This window comes from Providencia sp. PROV267, from assembly GCF_028477825.1.
In the GTDB taxonomy this organism is placed as follows: Bacteria; Pseudomonadota; Gammaproteobacteria; order Enterobacterales; family Enterobacteriaceae; genus Providencia; species Providencia stuartii.
On the sequence record NZ_JAMPLX010000002.1, the window covers coordinates 207,739 to 225,834 of the forward strand.

The following is an 18,096-nucleotide window of genomic DNA, read 5'->3' on the forward strand; positions in this document are numbered from 1 at the left end:
TTATTTGCTGATTATAGAGGTGATTATGCGTTGGCAAGACCGTCGTCGTAGCGACAATATTGAAGATAGAAGATCAGAAAATTCATCAGGGGGTTTTCAAGGCAATGGTCGGGGGATACGAATTCCATTACGAGGAAAAAGTGGCGTTGTTATTCTGATTGTTATTGTCGTAGCTGGCTATTATGGCGTTGATCTCACGGGGTTAATTACCGGAGAGCCTATCGGTAATCACTCTTCGCAACAAGCCCAAAATCGTACCATTAGCCCACAAGAGGCACAGTTAGCCGACTTTACGTCAGTGATGCTTGCTTCCACAGAAGATGTTTGGCAAACGGAATTTAAAAAGCTAGGCAAACAATACCAGCAGCCTAAATTAGTCATTTATCGCAATGGTACTTCGACAGCGTGTGGGCAAGGTAAAGCATTTATGGGGCCGTTTTATTGTCCAGCTGATAATAAAGTTTATATCGACCTGTCATTTTATAATGACATGAAAACCAAATTAGGGGCTGGTGGTGAATTTGCGCAAGGGTACGTCGTGGCTCATGAAATCGGCCATCATGTGCAGCACTTATTAGGCATTGAACGGCAAGTAAGAAAATTACAGCAAGGTGTAAGTACAAAAGAAGCCAACAAACTGTCGGTGAAACTTGAATTACAGGCCGATTGTTTTGCGGGTGTTTGGGGGCACAATATGGATAAAGAGGGCATCTTAGACGATGGCGACTTACAATCCGCGTTGAATGCGGCTCAGGCAATTGGTGATGACAGATTACAGCAGCAGAGCCAAGGTCGCGTGATCCCAGATAGTTTTACGCATGGCACCTCACAACAGCGCTATTTTTGGTTTAAAAAAGGGTTTGAGACGGGAGATATCAATAGCTGCAACACCTTTTCAGCGCAAAATACATTTTAAGGAGGCTCAGATGAAGCTCAGCCATAGCGTTAGTGGGGCGATTAGAACTTTCAGCTATTTTATAGCAAGTGGTTCACATTACATGCTCGAGGGGATTGATTATTTGTCGCTGTATGGCGAGGAGCCGAGTGCTATTGAACAAGCGTACGCAATATTTATCAATACACTGGAAATTGATGAGGCAGGGGAAGTATTGAATTTTACTCATGCGCAGAAAAGAGCAACGGATTATATTCGAAGTTACTGTGATGCTTCTTTTAACGTTGACCCTCCTTTTGAAGAGTGGGAAGTCGCTCTATATTAATGTATGACCTGCCCAAATATGAGGTTAAAGTGTTCTATTTGACGCGTACCATATTGATAACCACGCTTTTATTTTTCGGGTTGATAAATGCGTCAGCGAAAACCCATTATACCATTGATGATCTATCAACGGAGGGGATGTTAACGCTCTCCATGGATTTACCTAAATCCGAGCAGGAACAAAAATTGATCGTGAGAGGGGAAGCGTGGGGGTTAAAACCGCAAATTAACCATCCTCAGTGCCAAGGTACGTTGTTAAAGAAAAATACCGAAAATGAATGGATTGTGCCTATAGGTTGTGAACGGGTTTCGTGGCATGTCCTCCCTAATAAAGTTGCAAAAGGGCATGTTGACGCCTCGAAGCAAGCGACTATTTTCATTACCAGTGAATATCAAAACAAAAAACAGATATTGCTTTCTGAGCCTACGTCATTATTGCGCTTAGTCAATGATGAAGAAGGGATTATTCGTGCTGCCGATGGGATCGCTATCTATGGCGCGAAAGCTGAAAATACAAGCGCGTGGTCGGTTCCTGCCTATTATAAGGCGCCTGAATTTTATTTAGTGGGGGATATTCGATTGCAACAAGTGGACTTAACGAATATGAAAGTTCGCTATTTTAGTGACAACGTCACGTTAACCGATCAATATCAGCTAAATGGTTATCACCAACAAGCCTTAAAGTATTTAACCAAAGCGTTATCAATTTCACCTCAAGACAAGCGTGATAATACATTGTTGGTGATTTGGCTCGGCAGTAATGAAAAAAATGGCTTTATTGGTGGGGCGGCGGGTGGTCGCAGTTTCGTGGCTAACTATTTATATTCTGATAAAAAGGATGATAAAAACATTAATCTCAATAATGCAAAAACCCAACTTGTTATTGCCCATGAGCAATTTCATCAACTTATTGATATGGTAAGGGAAAATAAATCAACGCAGCCAGCTTGGGTTGAGGAAGGCCTTGCTCAATATTATGCTTTGAAAGCATTAAAACAGATGGAAAGCCAGCCACAAATTGTTTCGTCAATTGAATCTGCAATGATGCCATTAAATGCTCCAGTGACACATACTTTTATTGAACTAGATAAGCGATTTAAAGCAGGGGATCGCTCTGTTTATGCTGAGTTCTATTCTCAAGGCGCTACATTTTGGCGAAAATTAGATACTATTTTACAGAAGGTCGCCAATAATCCATCAGGATTAGACCCGTTCATTACTGAATTAATGACATTACCTTCCGAGTCGAATGGTGATTTACCCGCATCTTTCAAAAATAAAATGATCGCTATCGGAGGAGAGCCTGTAAATATCTTATTTCAACAATATATCGGGCAATAATATGCCGTGACGTTTGCTTCTTATTCGGTGAGCCAATAACATAAGCCGTACTTTTTATCTTTCGCTAATTTTATAAGCAAAAGCAGCACGTTTTACAGGGAATACAATATGAGTCAAGTCGATCCTACCTTGATAATTTTACTGGTTTTAGCAGGCCTTGGGATCATCAGTCATAATATGACGGTGACATTAGCTATGTTATTTTTGCTGGTGGTGCGGATCACACCTTTAAATAATTTCTTTCCTTGGGTAGAGAAATATGGGTTAACGATTGGGATATTAATATTAACTATTGGTGTGATGGCTCCTATTGCTAGTGGTAAAATTTCAGCACAAGATGTATTAGGTTCCTTTTTAAATTGGAAATCACTGCTTGCTATTGTGATCGGGGTGTTAGTTTCTTGGTTGGGAAGCCGTGGTGTTACGTTAATGTCACATCAACCTTCAACAGTAGCAGGCCTACTTGTTGGCACGGTTATCGGCGTAGCACTCTTCCGTGGTGTTCCTGTTGGTCCTCTTATCGCAGCAGGGATCTTGTCATTATTGATCGGTAAATCTTAGCGGGTATATGAATTATTCACTTCCTAAAATCTGTGCTCAACTTAATGATTGTGGTCATCGGCGCTTGTTGGTGCTCTCTGGTGAGAGCTTGTGGATAGATAAACAATTAAATGAAATTCAATCAATTATCGCGGGTGATTGGCAGGCCCTTTCATCAACAATAACGGGGGCATTGCCCGTTAAAAATGCACATTTATTATTAGGCAGAGAGTTTTTACATGGGGTCTTTGATGCAAGAGAAGGTTTGCATAGCGAGGCTCTCGCTATGCTTGCTGGGGCATTAAAGGCTGGGAGCTTGCTGGTTTTATGTACGCCACCACAAACTGAGTGGGCGTATTCATTGGATAACGATAGTATTCGATGGAATGAGCAAAATGGCATGATCGCCACGCCTAATTTTGTGCATCATTTACAGCAGTTGATACAGGCGCAATCTGACGTGCTGGTTTGGCAACAAGATAAGCCAGCGCATTTTTCTCTTTTACCCGAAAAAGAGCATTGGCAACCACCTTCGGGTGAGGCGACACCGGCTCAGCAATATGTACTGGAACAGTTGTTATCCGCAAATGACGGTGTTTGGGGGATCATCGCTCCCCGTGGGCGAGGGAAATCGACCCTTGCAGGAATGTTGATCCGCAACTGGCAAGGGGAGTGCTGGTGCTGTGCGCCTGCTAAAGTCGCGATACGAACACTAGAAAAATCAGCCGGTCAGCCGCTCAATTTTTGGGCGCCAGATGAATTATTACGTTACTGTAAGAAGAATGGTGACATAAAAGCTGACTGGTTGATTATTGATGAAGCGGCAGCGATTCCAAGTTATATTCTGCGCCAACTGGTCAATTATTTTCCACGTGTTTTATTAACGACAACGGTGGATGGCTATGAAGGAACAGGGCGAGGCTTTATCAATAAGTTTTGTGCGCAATTGGGCGGTTTTACTGCTCTCGATTTAGTCGAGCCTATCCGCTGGGCTAAGCATGATCCCCTTGAACATTGGCTCAATCAGGCATTATTACTAGAAGAGCCTGAAGGTGTAAACGATCACTCGCCATTACAGCTAATTGAGCCTATCAGCCAGCAACAATTAGTTGATGATCCTAAACAACTGAAAAGTTTTTATGGATTACTCACCAGTGCACATTATCGAACATCCCCTCTCGATCTTCGTCGGTTACTTGATGCAAGTCGCCAGCAATTTATGTTGGCCAAATCGGCGACGCAATTGATTGGAGCCTTATGGATGGTTGAAGAAGGTGGGTTAGATAGCCAACTAAGTTGGCAAATTTGGGCTGGTCTCCGCCGCCCTAGGGGGAGTTTAGTGGCACAATCCCTTGCTGCTCATTATTACTTCCCTGAGGCGCCTCAGATGTCATCACTACGTGCAACGAGGATCGCGGTTGAGGCTGCTTATCGCCGACAAAAAATTGGCTCACAACTGCTTGACGCTCAAAAACAGCAGGCCGTTTACCAAGGCAAAGATTTTTTATCAGTGAGTTTTGGTCTGACACCGGAGTTATTACGTTTTTGGCAACAAGCGGGTTATCAATTAGTACGTGTTGGTGAACACCTTGAAGCAAGCAGTGGATGTTACACGGCGATGGCGATTTTACCGCTATCATCACAAGCACAACGCATGTGTGAGCAAGCCAAACACAACTTGCCAAGGGATCTCTTTTGGCGTCGTGACCTTGAGCCATTCCACTTGCCGACATGTGATAAGCAGCATTTAACGCCCGAAGATTGGATTGAACTGGTTGGATTTGGCTTTTATCATCGTACGTTGGCAGCGAGTAGTGCGGCGATACAACGTTTATTAGCGCATCAAGAAGGTGGGTTGAAGCTGCTGCGTTTCTATTTTCAACTACAGTTATCTTTGGAAGAGATTTGCCAACAGCTATCATTAACGGGGCAAAAAGCGTGGTTACAACAAGCAAGGGCAGAAGTTAAAGACGTTGTGCAACGTGACCACCCTGAGCTTGTTAAAACGATAGCGCAAAAAATTAGCCCTTCTTATCTTTAGGCCAATCATCGTTATCATCCCAAAGATGATTGTTATCTTTATGAGGGGGAAGCTCGGGTTTATTATCAAGAAATTTTTTATGATCTACTCGCATCATCTCTTTGATAGAATTCCAGATGACGCCAACTAAAATCAGTAGGATCACCCACCAATAATCTGCTAACCAATGCATATGTCGCCTTTGTGCTTGCTAATAAGAGGTGATTAAAAAGGTGGATGAAAAGTTGAAACTTTTACAGGCACACATTTGGCATCACATTACTATTTGAATTTCGATAGGGTATACCCTAGTCATTGGGTTTATTTAATCATGTTTTTGAAGCCGTTGGGAGAGCCATTTTGAATATAAAAAAAGGATTGTTGATCCTAATAGGTTGGCTCGCGGTAATATTAGCATGCTTAGGCGTTGTATTGCCGGTACTGCCAACAACCCCCTTTCTCTTATTGGCGGCATGGTGCTTTTCTCGCTCATCGCCGCGTTTTCATCACTGGTTACTTTATCGTTCATGGTTTGGTGGCTATATCCGACATTGGCAAACGTATAAAGGTTTGCCAAAAGGCGCTAAACCTAAAGCGATAGCCGTGATATTAGTTACGTTTACGATTTCAATTTGGGTTGTGAACTTTTGGTGGTTAAAGTTAGGTCTATTTGTCCTGTTATGCTGGCTAGTGATTTTTATGTATCGATTACCGGTGATAGATAAACCTGTATCGAATGATAATAAAGTATGATGGTGTTAAATGAAAAAGCGCCAAGAGATTTGGCGCTTTTTGAGGCTATTCTGGAATTTTAATGTAGCGATTAAAAACATATTCTAGATTCGCTAATAGCCAATCTTTACCCAAGATAACTTCTTCTTGTAAAACAGATTGAACCACTTGAGGGGTCAACAGTTGCTCAGCGTCATGGGATAAGGGCCAATAGCTAATATGCCAAGGTTCATAGGCAACACCTGCATTTTTAGCGGTGAAAGGGCGGTAGAAGTCATATGTGGCCATATTGTCACTTAGCCACTGATTCAGCTCAGCAAAATAGCCGCCTTGTTCGTATTCCCATGGCTCAAGTTGCAGTGATTGCCCTTCAGGGAGACGCAATGGGTCATAGACGTCAATTTCCGTGCCCCAATGGTGGCGGCTTGCGCCCGGCAGGGCGGACCAATGCAAAATAGCTTCACATAATTCGCCTTCGCTTAATACGCTAATATCTAGCGGATTACTTTGTTTATTAAGAACGGGGCGCTTTCCGGTAAACTTCTCATTCCAAATCAGTTGCTGACGTGAAAAATCACGGAATGCACTGGCGGATTGGAGCTTGAAGCCAGCCTTCGCCGCCGCTTGTTGCATGGACAAAAATGCTTTTGTCGCATTAAATTGTAGGCGGTGATTACCGCCTAATGTCACGAGATGGTCGGTTGAACGGCCGGTGAGCATGGCGATGGTCATCATAGTAACAGTAGCTCCATTATGCGTTCATAAATCCGTGCCAGTTGCTGTAGGTCATGTACACTGACACACTCGTCAACTTTATGAATAGTGGCATTGAGTGGCCCTAATTCAATGACCTGTGCCCCCATTTGAGCAATAAAACGCCCATCAGATGTCCCACCACTCGTTGAGAGCTCTGTAGTGCGCCCCGTGAATTCATGAATAGCTTGCACGGTGGCGTCGACTAATTTCCCTGTACGGGTTAAGAAAGGCTGGCCCGAAAGCTTCCATTCAATTTCATAGCGTAATTGGTGTCGTGCTAGCATCTCTTCAACACGCTCACGGATGATTTTGTCGGTTAATTCTGTGCTAAATCGGAAATTAAACTGAACGAAAAACTCACCCGGAATAACATTTGTCGCACCAGTACCCGCATGAAGATTGGCGATCTGCATACTGGTCGCGGGGAAAAATTCATTACCTTGATCCCACTGTGTTGATACAAGTTCTTGTAAAAAATTTGTCGCTCGATGTACTGGATTATCGGCAAGGTGTGGATATGCGACATGCCCTTGCGTGCCTAAAATCGTTAAATTCGCTGTGATAGAGCCTCGGCGGCCATTTTTAACGATATCACCGAGTTGAGTTTGGCTAGAAGGCTCGCCCACTAAACAGTAATCTAACCGCTCATTACGTTGCATCAACGTTTCAACGACCTTAACCGTACCATTTGTCGCCTTTGCCTCTTCATCGGACGTGATTAAAAAGGCTAACCGACCACGATGATCGGGATGTTTTTGTACAAAACGCTCGGCAGCGACGACCATAGCTGCAACGGAGCCTTTCATATCCGCTGCACCACGACCATAAAGGTGTTGGTTGATAATGGTTGGTATGAAAGGGGGCGTTTGCCATTTTGTCTCATCCCCAGCGGGAACGACATCCGTATGGCCTGCAAATGCTAAGGTCTCGCCGTCGGCACCTCGATAAGCCCAGAAATTAGCCGTATCATCAAATAACATTTTTTCAACGGTGAACCCTACTTTTTCGAGTCGTTCAATTAATAATGCCTGACACCCTTGGTCATCAGGGCTAATTGATGGGCGAGAGATGAGTTCTTGAGCGAGTTGTATAACAGGACAATCCATCACTGCGCTCCGGCTTATTGAGTAAATTGTTGATATTCATCAGCGGAAAAACCGACAAGATAGCGGTTGTCTGCTGAAACGAGAATTGGGCGCTTGATCATCGCAGGTTCAGCCAATAACACTTTTTTGGCGCTTTCAGCATCAACAACGGCATTTTTTTCAGCATCACTGAGTTTACGCCAAGTTGTGCCTCTTTTATTAACTAAAACTTCCCAACCGAGCTGAGCGATGAACGCCGATAATAAGGCATCATCAATCCCCTCAACACGGTAATCATGAAATTGATAATTAATGCCATTATCTTCCAAGTAGCGACGCGCCTTTTTGATCGTGTCACAATTTTTAATACCATACATAATGTAAGGGGAAGAAGTGCTGTTTGACATAAAATTTTCCTTTGATGATTTACTGTTAGCCCTACATAATGCGCGAAAATCTATTCAGGATCTAGCTTTCTGTGGGAAAGAAAAGTTAATCTAATGATTAAATTAATAGTTAATTAAATTATTTCATAATAAATTAATTATAGTAAATATATTATTTTGCTCTCATGTATATTAGACTTGCTTCTAATCGGGAGCGTACATTTAGTTTTTTAAGTAAATTACGGATGTGCACTTTTACTGTTTCTTCTGAAATAAAAAGTAATTGGGAAATTTCCCTATTTTTTAATCCAGCCGCCATTTCATGCAATATTTCGCATTCTCTGCGCGTTAATGATGATAATGGGTCATTAATTTTATGGCGATTAACGAGATATTGATAGACTTTTTCGCTAAATACATGGTGCCCAGCCGCTGCTTTTCGCATGCTATTCATCAGCATATCAAGTTCACTATTTTTAAGCAGATAGCCTTGTGCGCCTGCATCAATAGCATTGTAGATATCTGTTTTTAAAGCTGAAAATGATAAAACTAATAAATACGACTTAAGGCAGCGTTTACGTAATAAGCGAATTGTTTCGAATGTTTTAGTACCATAAATATTGATATCAGTTAGTATTATGTCAGGTTGTAGTTTGTCAGCAATATCAAGTGCTTCAGAGCAATTACAGCATTCAGCTGCGACAGTGAAATATGCATCTGAGTCGATAAGGTGCCGTAAACCATAGCGATAAATAGGATGTTCATCAATAATCATAACGGTTTGGGAAGACATAGTAGATTCCTTTTTATGCCTGACAATAATAAAAGAGGACAGCTTAATAGCAAACACGCCATTACATTAAATATGTTATAGCCTTCAATTTTCGCCTTTATTACTATTTTTTAATGCTCATTGTATTTAATTATTAATTTATATAATTAATATTCAGAACCCCGAAATAGAAAACCAAAAAAATAATAACTCGATTTTTATATGATTAAAATTATCAAAAGTAATTATATCTATAATATATAATTGGCCTTCAAGTATATTGATTGAGTGAGAGTTTGAGGTGATATTTTAGGCTAACTCGTATTACTAACTGATGTAACCGAAAGAATTTTCTGGAAATTGTCATCAAGATCATGATTTGCTTGTCTGAACTGTTTATACTGTTTACTGCTTTTACCCTACCTACTTTGAAAGGACTTGATGATGGATGATAAATTAAAACAAAGTGCTCTTGATTTTCATGAGTTTCCTCATCCAGGAAAAATAACTGTAACACCGACTAAACCATTAACGACTCAACGCGATTTGGCTCTTGCATACTCACCAGGGGTTGCGGTTCCATGTCTTGAAATCGCCTCAGAGCCACTATCAGCGTATCGTTATACCGCGAAAGGGAACCTTGTCGGTGTGATCTCAAACGGTACAGCGGTTTTGGGATTAGGTAATATTGGGGCCTTGGCGGGTAAACCCGTTATGGAAGGGAAAGGGGTGCTATTTAAGAAGTTTTCTGGCATTGATGTGTTTGACATCGAAGTTGATGAAACCGATCCCGATAAACTTGTTGATATTATTGCTTCTCTTGAGCCAACTTTTGGGGGTATCAACCTAGAAGATATTAAAGCGCCTGAATGTTTTTATATTGAGCAGAAGCTGCGCGAAAGAATGAATATCCCTGTGTTCCATGATGATCAGCACGGAACCGCAATTATTTGTACGGCGGCGGTGATCAACGGCCTTCGTATTGTTAAAAAAGATATCGGTGATGTTCGCCTAGTCGTTTCAGGTGCAGGTGCAGCGTCAATTGCATGTATGAACCTGCTTGTTGCACTAGGTTTAAAACACGAAAATATCATAGTCTGCGACTCCAAAGGGGTGATTTATAAAGGCCGTGATGAAAAAATGGATGTCACAAAAGCCGCCTATGCCATTGAAGATAATGGCGCAAGAACCCTTGCGGATGTGATCCCAAATGCAGATATTTTCTTAGGTTGTTCTGGTCCTGGTGTGCTGACCCAAGACATGGTGAAAACCATGGCGAAAGACCCGCTTATTTTAGCACTTGCTAACCCTGAACCTGAAATTTTACCGCCATTAGCAAAAGAAGTACGTCCAGATGCCATTATTTGTACAGGCCGCTCTGATTATCCTAACCAAGTGAACAACGTATTGTGTTTCCCGTTCATCTTCCGTGGCGCGTTGGATGTTGGCGCAACGACCATCAACGAAGAGATGAAACTCGCTTGTGTTTATGCAATTGCTGATTTAGCGTTGGCAGAGCAGAGTGAGGAAGTTGCTTCTGCTTATGGCAACCAAGACTTATTCTTCGGCCCTGAATACATTATTCCGAAGCCTTTTGATCCACGTTTGATAGTTAAAATTGCGCCAGCAGTGGCAAAAGCGGCGATGGATTCAGGGGTTGCTACACGTCCAATTGCAGACTTTGATGCTTATATCGAAAAACTGAACCAGTTTGTCTATAAAACAAACTTGTTTATGAAGCCTATCTTTTCACAAGCCAAAAAAGAGAAAAAACGTATTGTTTTGGCAGAAGGGGAAGAAGAGCGCGTATTACATGCGACACAAGAGTTGGTTTCCCTTGGCTTAGCATTCCCAATTCTAGTTGGACGCCCAAGTGTGATTGAGAAACGTATTCAAAAACTTGGCCTGCATATTGAGCTAGGGAAAGATTTTGAAGTGGTTAACAATGAAAACGATCCACGTTTCAAAGAGTACTGGCAAGAATATTACCAAATCATGAAACGCCGTGGTGTTTCACAAGAGATGGCACGTCGTGCGGTGATTGGTAACCCCACTTTAATCGGCGGTATCATGGTACTTCGTGGTGAAGCGGATGGTATGATCTGTGGAACCGTTGGTAGTTACAGCGAACACTATAGCGTAGTAAAAAATCTGTTCGGTTTCCGTGAAGGCGCTCATGCAGCAGGGGCGATGAACGCACTATTATTACCAACGGGTAACACGTTTGTTGCCGATACCTATGTGAACGAAGATCCAACACCAGAAGAGCTAGCGGAAATTACCTTAATGGCAGCCGATACGGTGCGCCGTTTTGGTATTGAACCGAAAGTGGCACTGTTATCCCGTTCCAGTTTCGGCTCTTCTGATTGTGCATCCGCACAAAAAATGCGTGATACATTAGCGCTGGTCAAGGCTCAAGCGCCGCATCTTGAAATCGATGGCGAAATGCATGCTGATGCTGCATTGATTGAATCTATCCGTAAAGATGTCATGCCTGATAGCCCACTAAAAGGGTCAGCAAACTTGTTGATCATGCCAAATATGGAAGCGGCACGTATTAGCTATAACTTATTACGTGTAACAAGCTCTGATGGTGTGACGGTAGGTCCGGTGTTAATGGGGGTTTCAAAACCTGTACACATCCTCACCGCGATAGCTTCTGTACGTCGTATTGTTAATATGGTGGCATTGGCTGCTGTTGAAGCACAAACACATCCACTATAATTTAACTTAATATCTAAAGGCCTCTAAATTTTAATATTTAGAGGCCTTTTTAATTGAAAATCATTCTCATTATCTGTATTTTGGGTAATCCTGTACTCAATAGATGGAAAAGATAATGATATCAGTAACATTGAAGGCAAAGTCCTCCCTTATCGCAATGGCGCTATTGTTGGTTGCGGGGTGTGCACAGCAAATAGAACAAAAGCCGGTAGAGCTAGATAGTCAGCTTACCGGACAAGGGCAAATCATTGACTTACAATCAGGTCAATCCATTACACCTCAACAGCTTATTGAGCAGTTATCTCAATCATCTCGCGTTATTGTCGGTGAAAAACACGACAATATGTATCATCACCAAATAGAGCAGTGGCTGGCTCAAGAGATGCACAAAACGCGTCCACAAGGCTCAGTGTTACTTGAAATGCTCCAACCAGATCAGCAAAAAAGTATTAACTCAGTGAAAGCACAAATGCAGGGAGATCCGTATATTCGCGATGAAAAATTGCAGTCGTCGATTAAATGGAATAGTGGATGGCCGTGGGAGCAGTATGGCGAGTTGACTAAACAACTATTAAAAGCCCCGTACCCACTACTTTCAGCAAATTTGAATAAGGAAGAGGTCAAGGAAGCATACAAAAATCCGCCAGTATTAAATGGCGTATATTCGACTCAACCTGTCGTGCAGGAGTTGATCAGTAAGACGATTGAAACCTCTCATGACGGCAAATTAACACCGGAGCAGGTTGAAAAGATGACGGTTATTCAACAAATGCGTGATCGTCGTATGGCTAAATCACTGTTACAAGCACCAACCCCAGCCTTGTTGTTTGTGGGGGGGTATCATGCGACACGAGCTATTGGTGTACCGTTACATGTGCAAGATCTGGCTCCTGATGCTGAATTTACTGTGCTGATCATTTCAGAAAAAGGGAATGCTATCGATAATCTTCATGCGGATTATGTTTGGTATACGCCTAGTGTAAATCAAGCGGTTGAAAAATAATCATTTTATAATTATTTGTAATGTAATTGTGATAATGAAACAAATTTGAATAAAAATAGTTTTCATTTGCATATGTAATTGATTATCATTTGAGTTTTTGGCACAGCAAATAAGATTAAAATGAGTACGATTACATTTGAGCACTACCAGAACCAAAGTATGAAAATGGGTAGTGCGGTTATTGTTGCAATTGCATTACATTTTTTAGTTATTGGACTTTTTTTACGCAGCTCTGACGATCAACAGTGGGATAATCCCGTGCCACCACCATCCGTTGTGGTGGAAGTTTCCATGGAAGCGGAAGCTAAACAGGTCACAGAAGTGAATATCGGCCAAGTGCAGGAGGTCTCTGTGGCAAGTAAAGCCCAAGAAGCTGAACCTGAGCAGTCTGAGCTACCTACCGCACCTGTAAATGAAAATGCTGAACTGTTAGTAACCAAAACCGAAAAGAAAAAGCCGCAACCGACGCCTAAAAAAGAGAAGAAAGAACCGCCTAAAAAGCCTATTAAAAAGCTTGAAAGTGATAACTCAAAATCAAATTCAGCGCCTGTGACTAGTGATGCTGCTGCATTGAAACAGAGCAATAAGATTGCGGCTGATTTCAATAGTCAATCACAATCGCAACTGGATGCAGAAAAAGCGTGGCAGGCTCTCGTTCTCGGCCAATTGAACAAATTTAAACGCTACCCTGATGATGCTCGGCGACGTAACCGCACAGGAATTCCTGTGGTTGAATTTGACGTTGATGCGCAGGGCTATGTTATTAAAAGCTCACTGATTAAAGGGTCAGGAACTCGCTCTCTTGATAGGGAAGCCGAAAAAGTCCTTTCTCGAGCACAACCACTTCCCATCCCTCCAGCCGAAATGCTTAGGAATGGCAAAGTTACGGTAAGAATGCCAATAGACTTCACACTTGAAAACTAACGGTTAATCAGGGTAACAGAATGATTATAAGAACAGATTTATTGTCAGTATCCACTCGAATCGCTAAATTCTGTCTAATAGCATTTATTGGACTACATGCAGGCCATGCCCTTGCGGAGGAACAGATGTCAGCACCAAAAGCGAAAAAGCAGCCATATACAATGACGACACACGGTGATGTGCGTGTCGATAACTATTATTGGATGAGAGACGACCATAGAAAATCACAAGAAGTTATTGATTATTTAGAAAAAGAAAATGCCTATAGTCAACAGCAACTGGAGTTGGGTCAGCCATTAAAAAAACAGATTTATGATGAATTACTTTCACGCATGAAACAAGATGATGAGTCTGTACCTTATGACTTTAATGGCTATACCTATCGTAGCCGATTTGAAGCAGGTAAAAACTATCCTATTTATGAACGCAGACCTGTGAATAGCGAAGGAGAGTGGCAAACACTGGTTGATGGTAATCAACGAGCGGAGGGGAGCGAGTATTACCGTTTAGGTGCGCTTACCGTTTCACCAGACAATAAAATCGTGGCGATTGCGGAAGATAGAGAGGGTCGTAATAACTATGCGGTCTCTTTCCGTTCATTAGACAGCCAAGCGTGGAAAAATGATGAGTTAACGAATACATCGGGCAATATTGTTTGGGCCAATGATAGCAACACTTTATTTTATGTAAATAAAGACCTACAAACCTTGTTGCCATATCAAGTGTTCCGCCACCAAATCGGTGAACAACAGCATCAAGATGTCATGATGTATGAAGAAAAAGATGATACTTTTTATGTCAGCATCTCTAAATCAACTTCCAAAGATTATATTTTTATTGGAATAACAAGTACTGAGACGTCGGAATATCGCTTAATTGATGCAAACAAGCCACATAATGAGGCTAACGTTTTCCAACCTCGTAAAACGGGCGTTGAATATTATCCTGATCATTTTCGCGGTCAATTTTATATTCGTTCGAACCATCAACACCCATTGTTTGGTCTGTATATCACAAGTCATGATGGCAAAAGCGATTGGGAGACTTTAGTCGCTCCACGTGATGATGTGGATTTGGAAGATTTTGAGCTATTTAACCAATGGTTAGTACTGGAAGAGCGGCAAAACGGTTTGGTTAATCTCCGTCAAATTAATTGGCAAACCAAAGCTGAAAATTATGTCCGTTTTGATGATCCCGCTTATATGGCATGGATTGATAACAACCCAGAGTCTGATACCGATAAGTTGCGCTATGGCTATTCATCAATGACGACACCTTCTTCTGTGTATGAAATTAATATGCAGACACAAGAAAGGCAGTTATTAAAACAGCAAGAAGTGAAAGATTTTGATAAATCCAAATATCAAAGTGAACGTTTGTGGGTGACGGCACAAGATGGTGTGAAAGTTCCTGTTTCATTAGTTTACCGAAAAGATTTATTTAAAGAGGGGCAAAATCCATTATTAGTCTATGGCTACGGTGCGTATGGTTACAGCATTGATCCCTCATTCAGCTCTTCACGTCTGTCACTGCTAGATAGAGGCTTTGTGTACGCGATTGCCCATATTCGCGGTGGTGGTGAACTGGGTAAACGGTGGTATCTACAAGGGAAAACAGTGAATAAAATGAACTCATTCACTGACTTTGTTGACGTGACAAATGCACTGATAAATCAGGGTTATGGAAAACAAGGCCATGTCTATGCCATGGGAGGAAGTGCAGGTGGACTGTTAATGGGAGCCGTAGTGAATATGGCGCCTGAACTGTATGAAGGGGTTGTCGCTTCTGTTCCATTCGTTGATGTGGTGACGACAATGTTAGATCCATCAATTCCATTGACCACCGGTGAATATGACGAATGGGGTAATCCTGAAAATGAAGAGGCATATTGGCGTATTAAGGCTTATAGCCCTTATGATAATGTCAAAAAACAAAAATACCCTCATATGTTAGTGACAACGGGCTTACATGATTCTCAAGTGCAATATTGGGAGCCGGCAAAATGGGTGGCAAAATTGCGTGAATATAAACAAGGAGATTCATTATTATTGTTAGAGACAAATATGAATGCAGGGCATGGTGGTAAATCAGGCCGCTATAATGCATTGGATGATATTGCCCTAGATTACAGCTTTATTTTAATGCTGGAAGATAAAAAACATTATTTTCCACAATTGAAAAACGAATATACTAATAACTAATTATTGTAAAATGGTTCGGCTATTGTTTCTTAACGATAGCCGAACAGTTGCATGGCAAAATTAAAGCATTAAATTTTATTTGGATGCATGTGAGCGCATGTTTAATTATCGCGTTTACAGGAATGGTTTAATGAATAATAAATTAAAAATAGTAGGAGCCAGCTTATTATGTGCTGGGCTTCATAGTATTGCTTTTGCAGAAGATACACAGCAACAACAAAATAAAGGTATCGTACAATTTAGTAAATTAAAAATTTCAGGTGCTGAGAAACAAACGCCATTAGTTAAAGCCTTGGAAAAGCCAGGGGCATTTAGTGCAGTAGGTACGCAAAATAAACTGGAAGGATTAGATAAAATTATTCGTACTATGCCGGGAACCTACACCCAAATGGACGCGAGCCAAGGTACAGTCAATGTCAATATCCGCGGTTTGAGTGGATTTGGTCGTGTTAATATGATGGTGGATGGTATTAGCCAAACATATTATGGCATTTCACCGAGTAACTACACCCATGGTCAACAACCAAATAATGATTTTGGGGCATTAATTGATCCCAATTTTATTGTTAAAGTTGAAGTTGAAAAAGGGCAGTTAAATGGTGGAGAGAGTGTCAATGCACTTGTAGGTAGCGCTAATTTTAGAACTATCGGTATTGACGATGTGATTTTTGATGACAACTTATATGGCTTAAGAAGCAAAGCCCGTTGGGGGGATAATGGATTAGGCTATAATGGCATGGTTGCCGTTGCAGGGAAAACGCCAGTTAATACCAATGATGGATATTTAGGTGGCTTAATTGCAGTCAGTGGTCATAATATCCCCGCGAATTATAAAAATGGAGCAGGTTATGATAGTGATGATTTTGCCACTGATCATACTTTTAAACAAAAACCCCAATCGCAACTCACCAAATTGAAATATAAACCTGATGATAGCCATGAATTAGAATTTAGTGGGCGTTTTTATCAAAATAAATTAACTCGCCGTAAAATAAATAGCGAGGATTATTATCTTAAATATAAATATACGCCACTTAATGAGTTAATTGATACTGAGCTTATTATTAGTCATGGAGAGAGTAAGCAGACATTTGAAGGGGATTCATTGGGTTGGGCATTACGTCAAGGTGAATCCAAAAATAATGCAGATGGGATCAATCTTGCCAATACGAGTCGTTTTTCTTATGGGGAGACGGACTATGAATGGAAAATAGGTTCTAAGCTGTTAAAAAATAAATATGAACGTAAAGTAAGTTCGGTATCTGACCAAAATACAATCATTTATAACCAGTTCTCACCCAGTGGCACATTAGACTTAATGAGTTTGTATACGCAATTCAATGCTAAATATGATATTTACTCAGCCACTTTTAATCTGAATTATGCACATTACAAGCTAAAAGGGTTTAAACCCGCTTGCGATGATGACGTTAAATGTTTTCCTCAAGGCGACGCATCAATAAACTTAAAAGAGGGAGGCTTCAACCCGGGGGTATTGCTTTCGGCAGAAATCATTCCTGAATTTCAACCTTTTGTAAGTTACGCACACTCAATGCGAGCACCAAATTCCCAAGAGGTATTTTTCTCTCAGAATGGCGGTAACTCAATGAACCCATTCTTAAAAGGAGAAAAAGCACAAACATGGCAAATTGGTTTCAATAGCATGAGACCTGATCTCATCGTGCAAGATGACCAATTCACGATGAAAGCGCTTTGGTTCCATACTAGAATTAAGGATTATATTACCAGTAAGCCTTATTTGTTGTGTCGACCAAGAACATACGCTGAATTTACATGGTGTTTGATGAATGAAAGTGTCTGGGATAAAGAGTTCCCGGATTTTATGCAGAAAAGTTATATCTATATGAACGATCCACGCGAGGTCAACTTACGGGGTTATGAATTACAAGCTAATTATGATGCAGGCGTTTTTTATTCAACATTATCTTATACCAAAGAGACGGGTGACCAGCCTAATTCGATAGCCAGCGTTGCTGATTTTAGTGCGGGGGATTTTACTGAGTTACCAGACTATTATTTGACGCTAGATACAGGTGTTCGGTTATTAGATGAAAAGTTGACATTAGGCTCAGTCATTACTGTTACAGGGCCAGCAAAGCGTATTGGCGTTGAATCATTAGTTGATAATAATGGTGATGCATTGAAAGATAAATATGAAAAGCAACCGACAGTTATTGACTTGTATGCTGATTATGAAATCAATAAAAATGTCACATTGATGTTTACAGTGAATAATGTGGCCAATGAGGTTTATTCTGACGCCTTGAACCGTTCAAATTCGACGGCCATTATGGAAGTGCGTGGTAATAATAACGCAACGGCAAGAGGGCGTTCATATATGCTAGGTGGTGTCGTTCGCTTCTAACTCGTAA

At 41.3% G+C, this 18,096-nt stretch carries 16 protein-coding genes; 11 read left to right on the forward strand and 5 right to left on the reverse strand.

The window, feature by feature from the left end; genetic code table 11:
- Window positions 1–25: 25 nt before the first annotated feature.
- The 5 genes from ypfJ (at window position 26) to PR709_RS01805 (ending at window position 5,141) form a co-directional block, all read left to right on the forward strand.
- The gene (gene ypfJ / locus PR709_RS01785) at window positions 26–916 is read left to right on the forward strand and encodes a KPN_02809 family neutral zinc metallopeptidase (protein ID WP_116820361.1); all 891 of its coding nucleotides are present in this window, start codon (window positions 26–28) and stop codon (window positions 914–916) included.
- 10 nt (window positions 917–926) lie between these two features.
- Entirely contained in the window at window positions 927–1,220 is a 294-nt protein-coding gene (locus PR709_RS01790) for a DUF7677 family protein (RefSeq protein ID WP_272570696.1), read from the forward strand.
- 29 nt (window positions 1,221–1,249) lie between these two features.
- Complete coding sequence (locus PR709_RS01795) at window positions 1,250–2,560, forward strand: hypothetical protein (protein WP_227698392.1); 1,311 nt, start codon at window positions 1,250–1,252, stop codon at window positions 2,558–2,560.
- Between the two features lie 108 nt (window positions 2,561–2,668).
- Window positions 2,669–3,121 carry a DUF441 domain-containing protein gene (locus PR709_RS01800; RefSeq protein ID WP_004920564.1) on the forward strand — a complete coding sequence of 151 codons (453 nt, stop codon included), beginning with the start codon at window positions 2,669–2,671 and terminating at the stop codon, window positions 3,119–3,121.
- A 7-nt stretch (window positions 3,122–3,128) separates the two neighbouring features.
- On the forward strand, window positions 3,129–5,141 hold the full coding sequence (locus tag PR709_RS01805; protein WP_113532671.1) for a tRNA(Met) cytidine acetyltransferase TmcA: 2,013 nt from the start codon (window positions 3,129–3,131) through the stop codon (window positions 5,139–5,141).
- On the opposite strand, the gene PR709_RS01810 is transcribed toward PR709_RS01805, so the two are convergent.
- A complete protein-coding gene (locus tag PR709_RS01810; RefSeq protein ID WP_004920559.1) occupies window positions 5,122–5,313 on the reverse strand; it encodes a YpfN family protein in 192 nt (63 codons plus the stop codon). The two genes, PR709_RS01805 and PR709_RS01810, sit on opposite strands and share 20 nt — an antisense overlap.
- Before the next feature lie 173 nt (window positions 5,314–5,486).
- On the opposite strand from PR709_RS01810, the gene PR709_RS01815 reads away from it, so the two are divergent.
- Window positions 5,487–5,873 carry a DUF454 family protein gene (locus PR709_RS01815; RefSeq protein ID WP_181710202.1) on the forward strand — a complete coding sequence of 129 codons (387 nt, stop codon included), beginning with the start codon at window positions 5,487–5,489 and terminating at the stop codon, window positions 5,871–5,873.
- Between the two features lie 45 nt (window positions 5,874–5,918).
- Here the strand turns inward: PR709_RS01815 and PR709_RS01820 are convergent, their stop codons facing one another.
- The 4 genes from PR709_RS01820 to PR709_RS01835 form a co-directional block, all read right to left on the reverse strand.
- Complete coding sequence (locus PR709_RS01820) at window positions 5,919–6,587, reverse strand: M15 family metallopeptidase (protein WP_272570697.1); 669 nt, start codon at window positions 6,585–6,587, stop codon at window positions 5,919–5,921.
- On the reverse strand, window positions 6,584–7,714 hold the full coding sequence (gene dapE, locus PR709_RS01825) for a succinyl-diaminopimelate desuccinylase (protein ID WP_004920549.1): 1,131 nt from the start codon (window positions 7,712–7,714) through the stop codon (window positions 6,584–6,586). Before dapE ends, PR709_RS01820 begins: the two co-directional genes overlap by 4 nt.
- Before the next feature lie 14 nt (window positions 7,715–7,728).
- A complete protein-coding gene (locus tag PR709_RS01830; RefSeq protein ID WP_040133223.1) occupies window positions 7,729–8,100 on the reverse strand; it encodes an ArsC family reductase in 372 nt (123 codons plus the stop codon).
- 151 nt (window positions 8,101–8,251) lie between these two features.
- Window positions 8,252–8,872 carry a LuxR C-terminal-related transcriptional regulator gene (locus PR709_RS01835; RefSeq protein ID WP_014656110.1) on the reverse strand — a complete coding sequence of 207 codons (621 nt, stop codon included), beginning with the start codon at window positions 8,870–8,872 and terminating at the stop codon, window positions 8,252–8,254.
- Between the two features lie 423 nt (window positions 8,873–9,295).
- On the opposite strand from PR709_RS01835, the gene maeB reads away from it, so the two are divergent.
- From maeB to PR709_RS01860, 5 genes are all read left to right on the forward strand, one after another.
- The gene (gene maeB / locus PR709_RS01840) at window positions 9,296–11,575 is read left to right on the forward strand and encodes an NADP-dependent oxaloacetate-decarboxylating malate dehydrogenase (protein WP_272570698.1); all 2,280 of its coding nucleotides are present in this window, start codon (window positions 9,296–9,298) and stop codon (window positions 11,573–11,575) included.
- A 115-nt stretch (window positions 11,576–11,690) separates the two neighbouring features.
- Window positions 11,691–12,578 (forward strand): ChaN family lipoprotein, encoded by an 888-nt coding sequence (locus PR709_RS01845; RefSeq protein WP_041704990.1) that lies wholly within the window; start codon window positions 11,691–11,693, stop codon window positions 12,576–12,578.
- A 120-nt stretch (window positions 12,579–12,698) separates the two neighbouring features.
- On the forward strand, window positions 12,699–13,502 hold the full coding sequence (locus PR709_RS01850; protein WP_004920535.1) for an energy transducer TonB: 804 nt from the start codon (window positions 12,699–12,701) through the stop codon (window positions 13,500–13,502).
- A gap of 20 nt (window positions 13,503–13,522) precedes the next feature.
- Window positions 13,523–15,703 (forward strand): S9 family peptidase, encoded by a 2,181-nt coding sequence (locus tag PR709_RS01855; protein WP_004920533.1) that lies wholly within the window; start codon window positions 13,523–13,525, stop codon window positions 15,701–15,703.
- A 130-nt stretch (window positions 15,704–15,833) separates the two neighbouring features.
- On the forward strand, window positions 15,834–18,089 hold the full coding sequence (locus PR709_RS01860) for a TonB-dependent receptor domain-containing protein (RefSeq protein ID WP_004920530.1): 2,256 nt from the start codon (window positions 15,834–15,836) through the stop codon (window positions 18,087–18,089).
- Window positions 18,090–18,096: the final 7 nt, after the last annotated feature.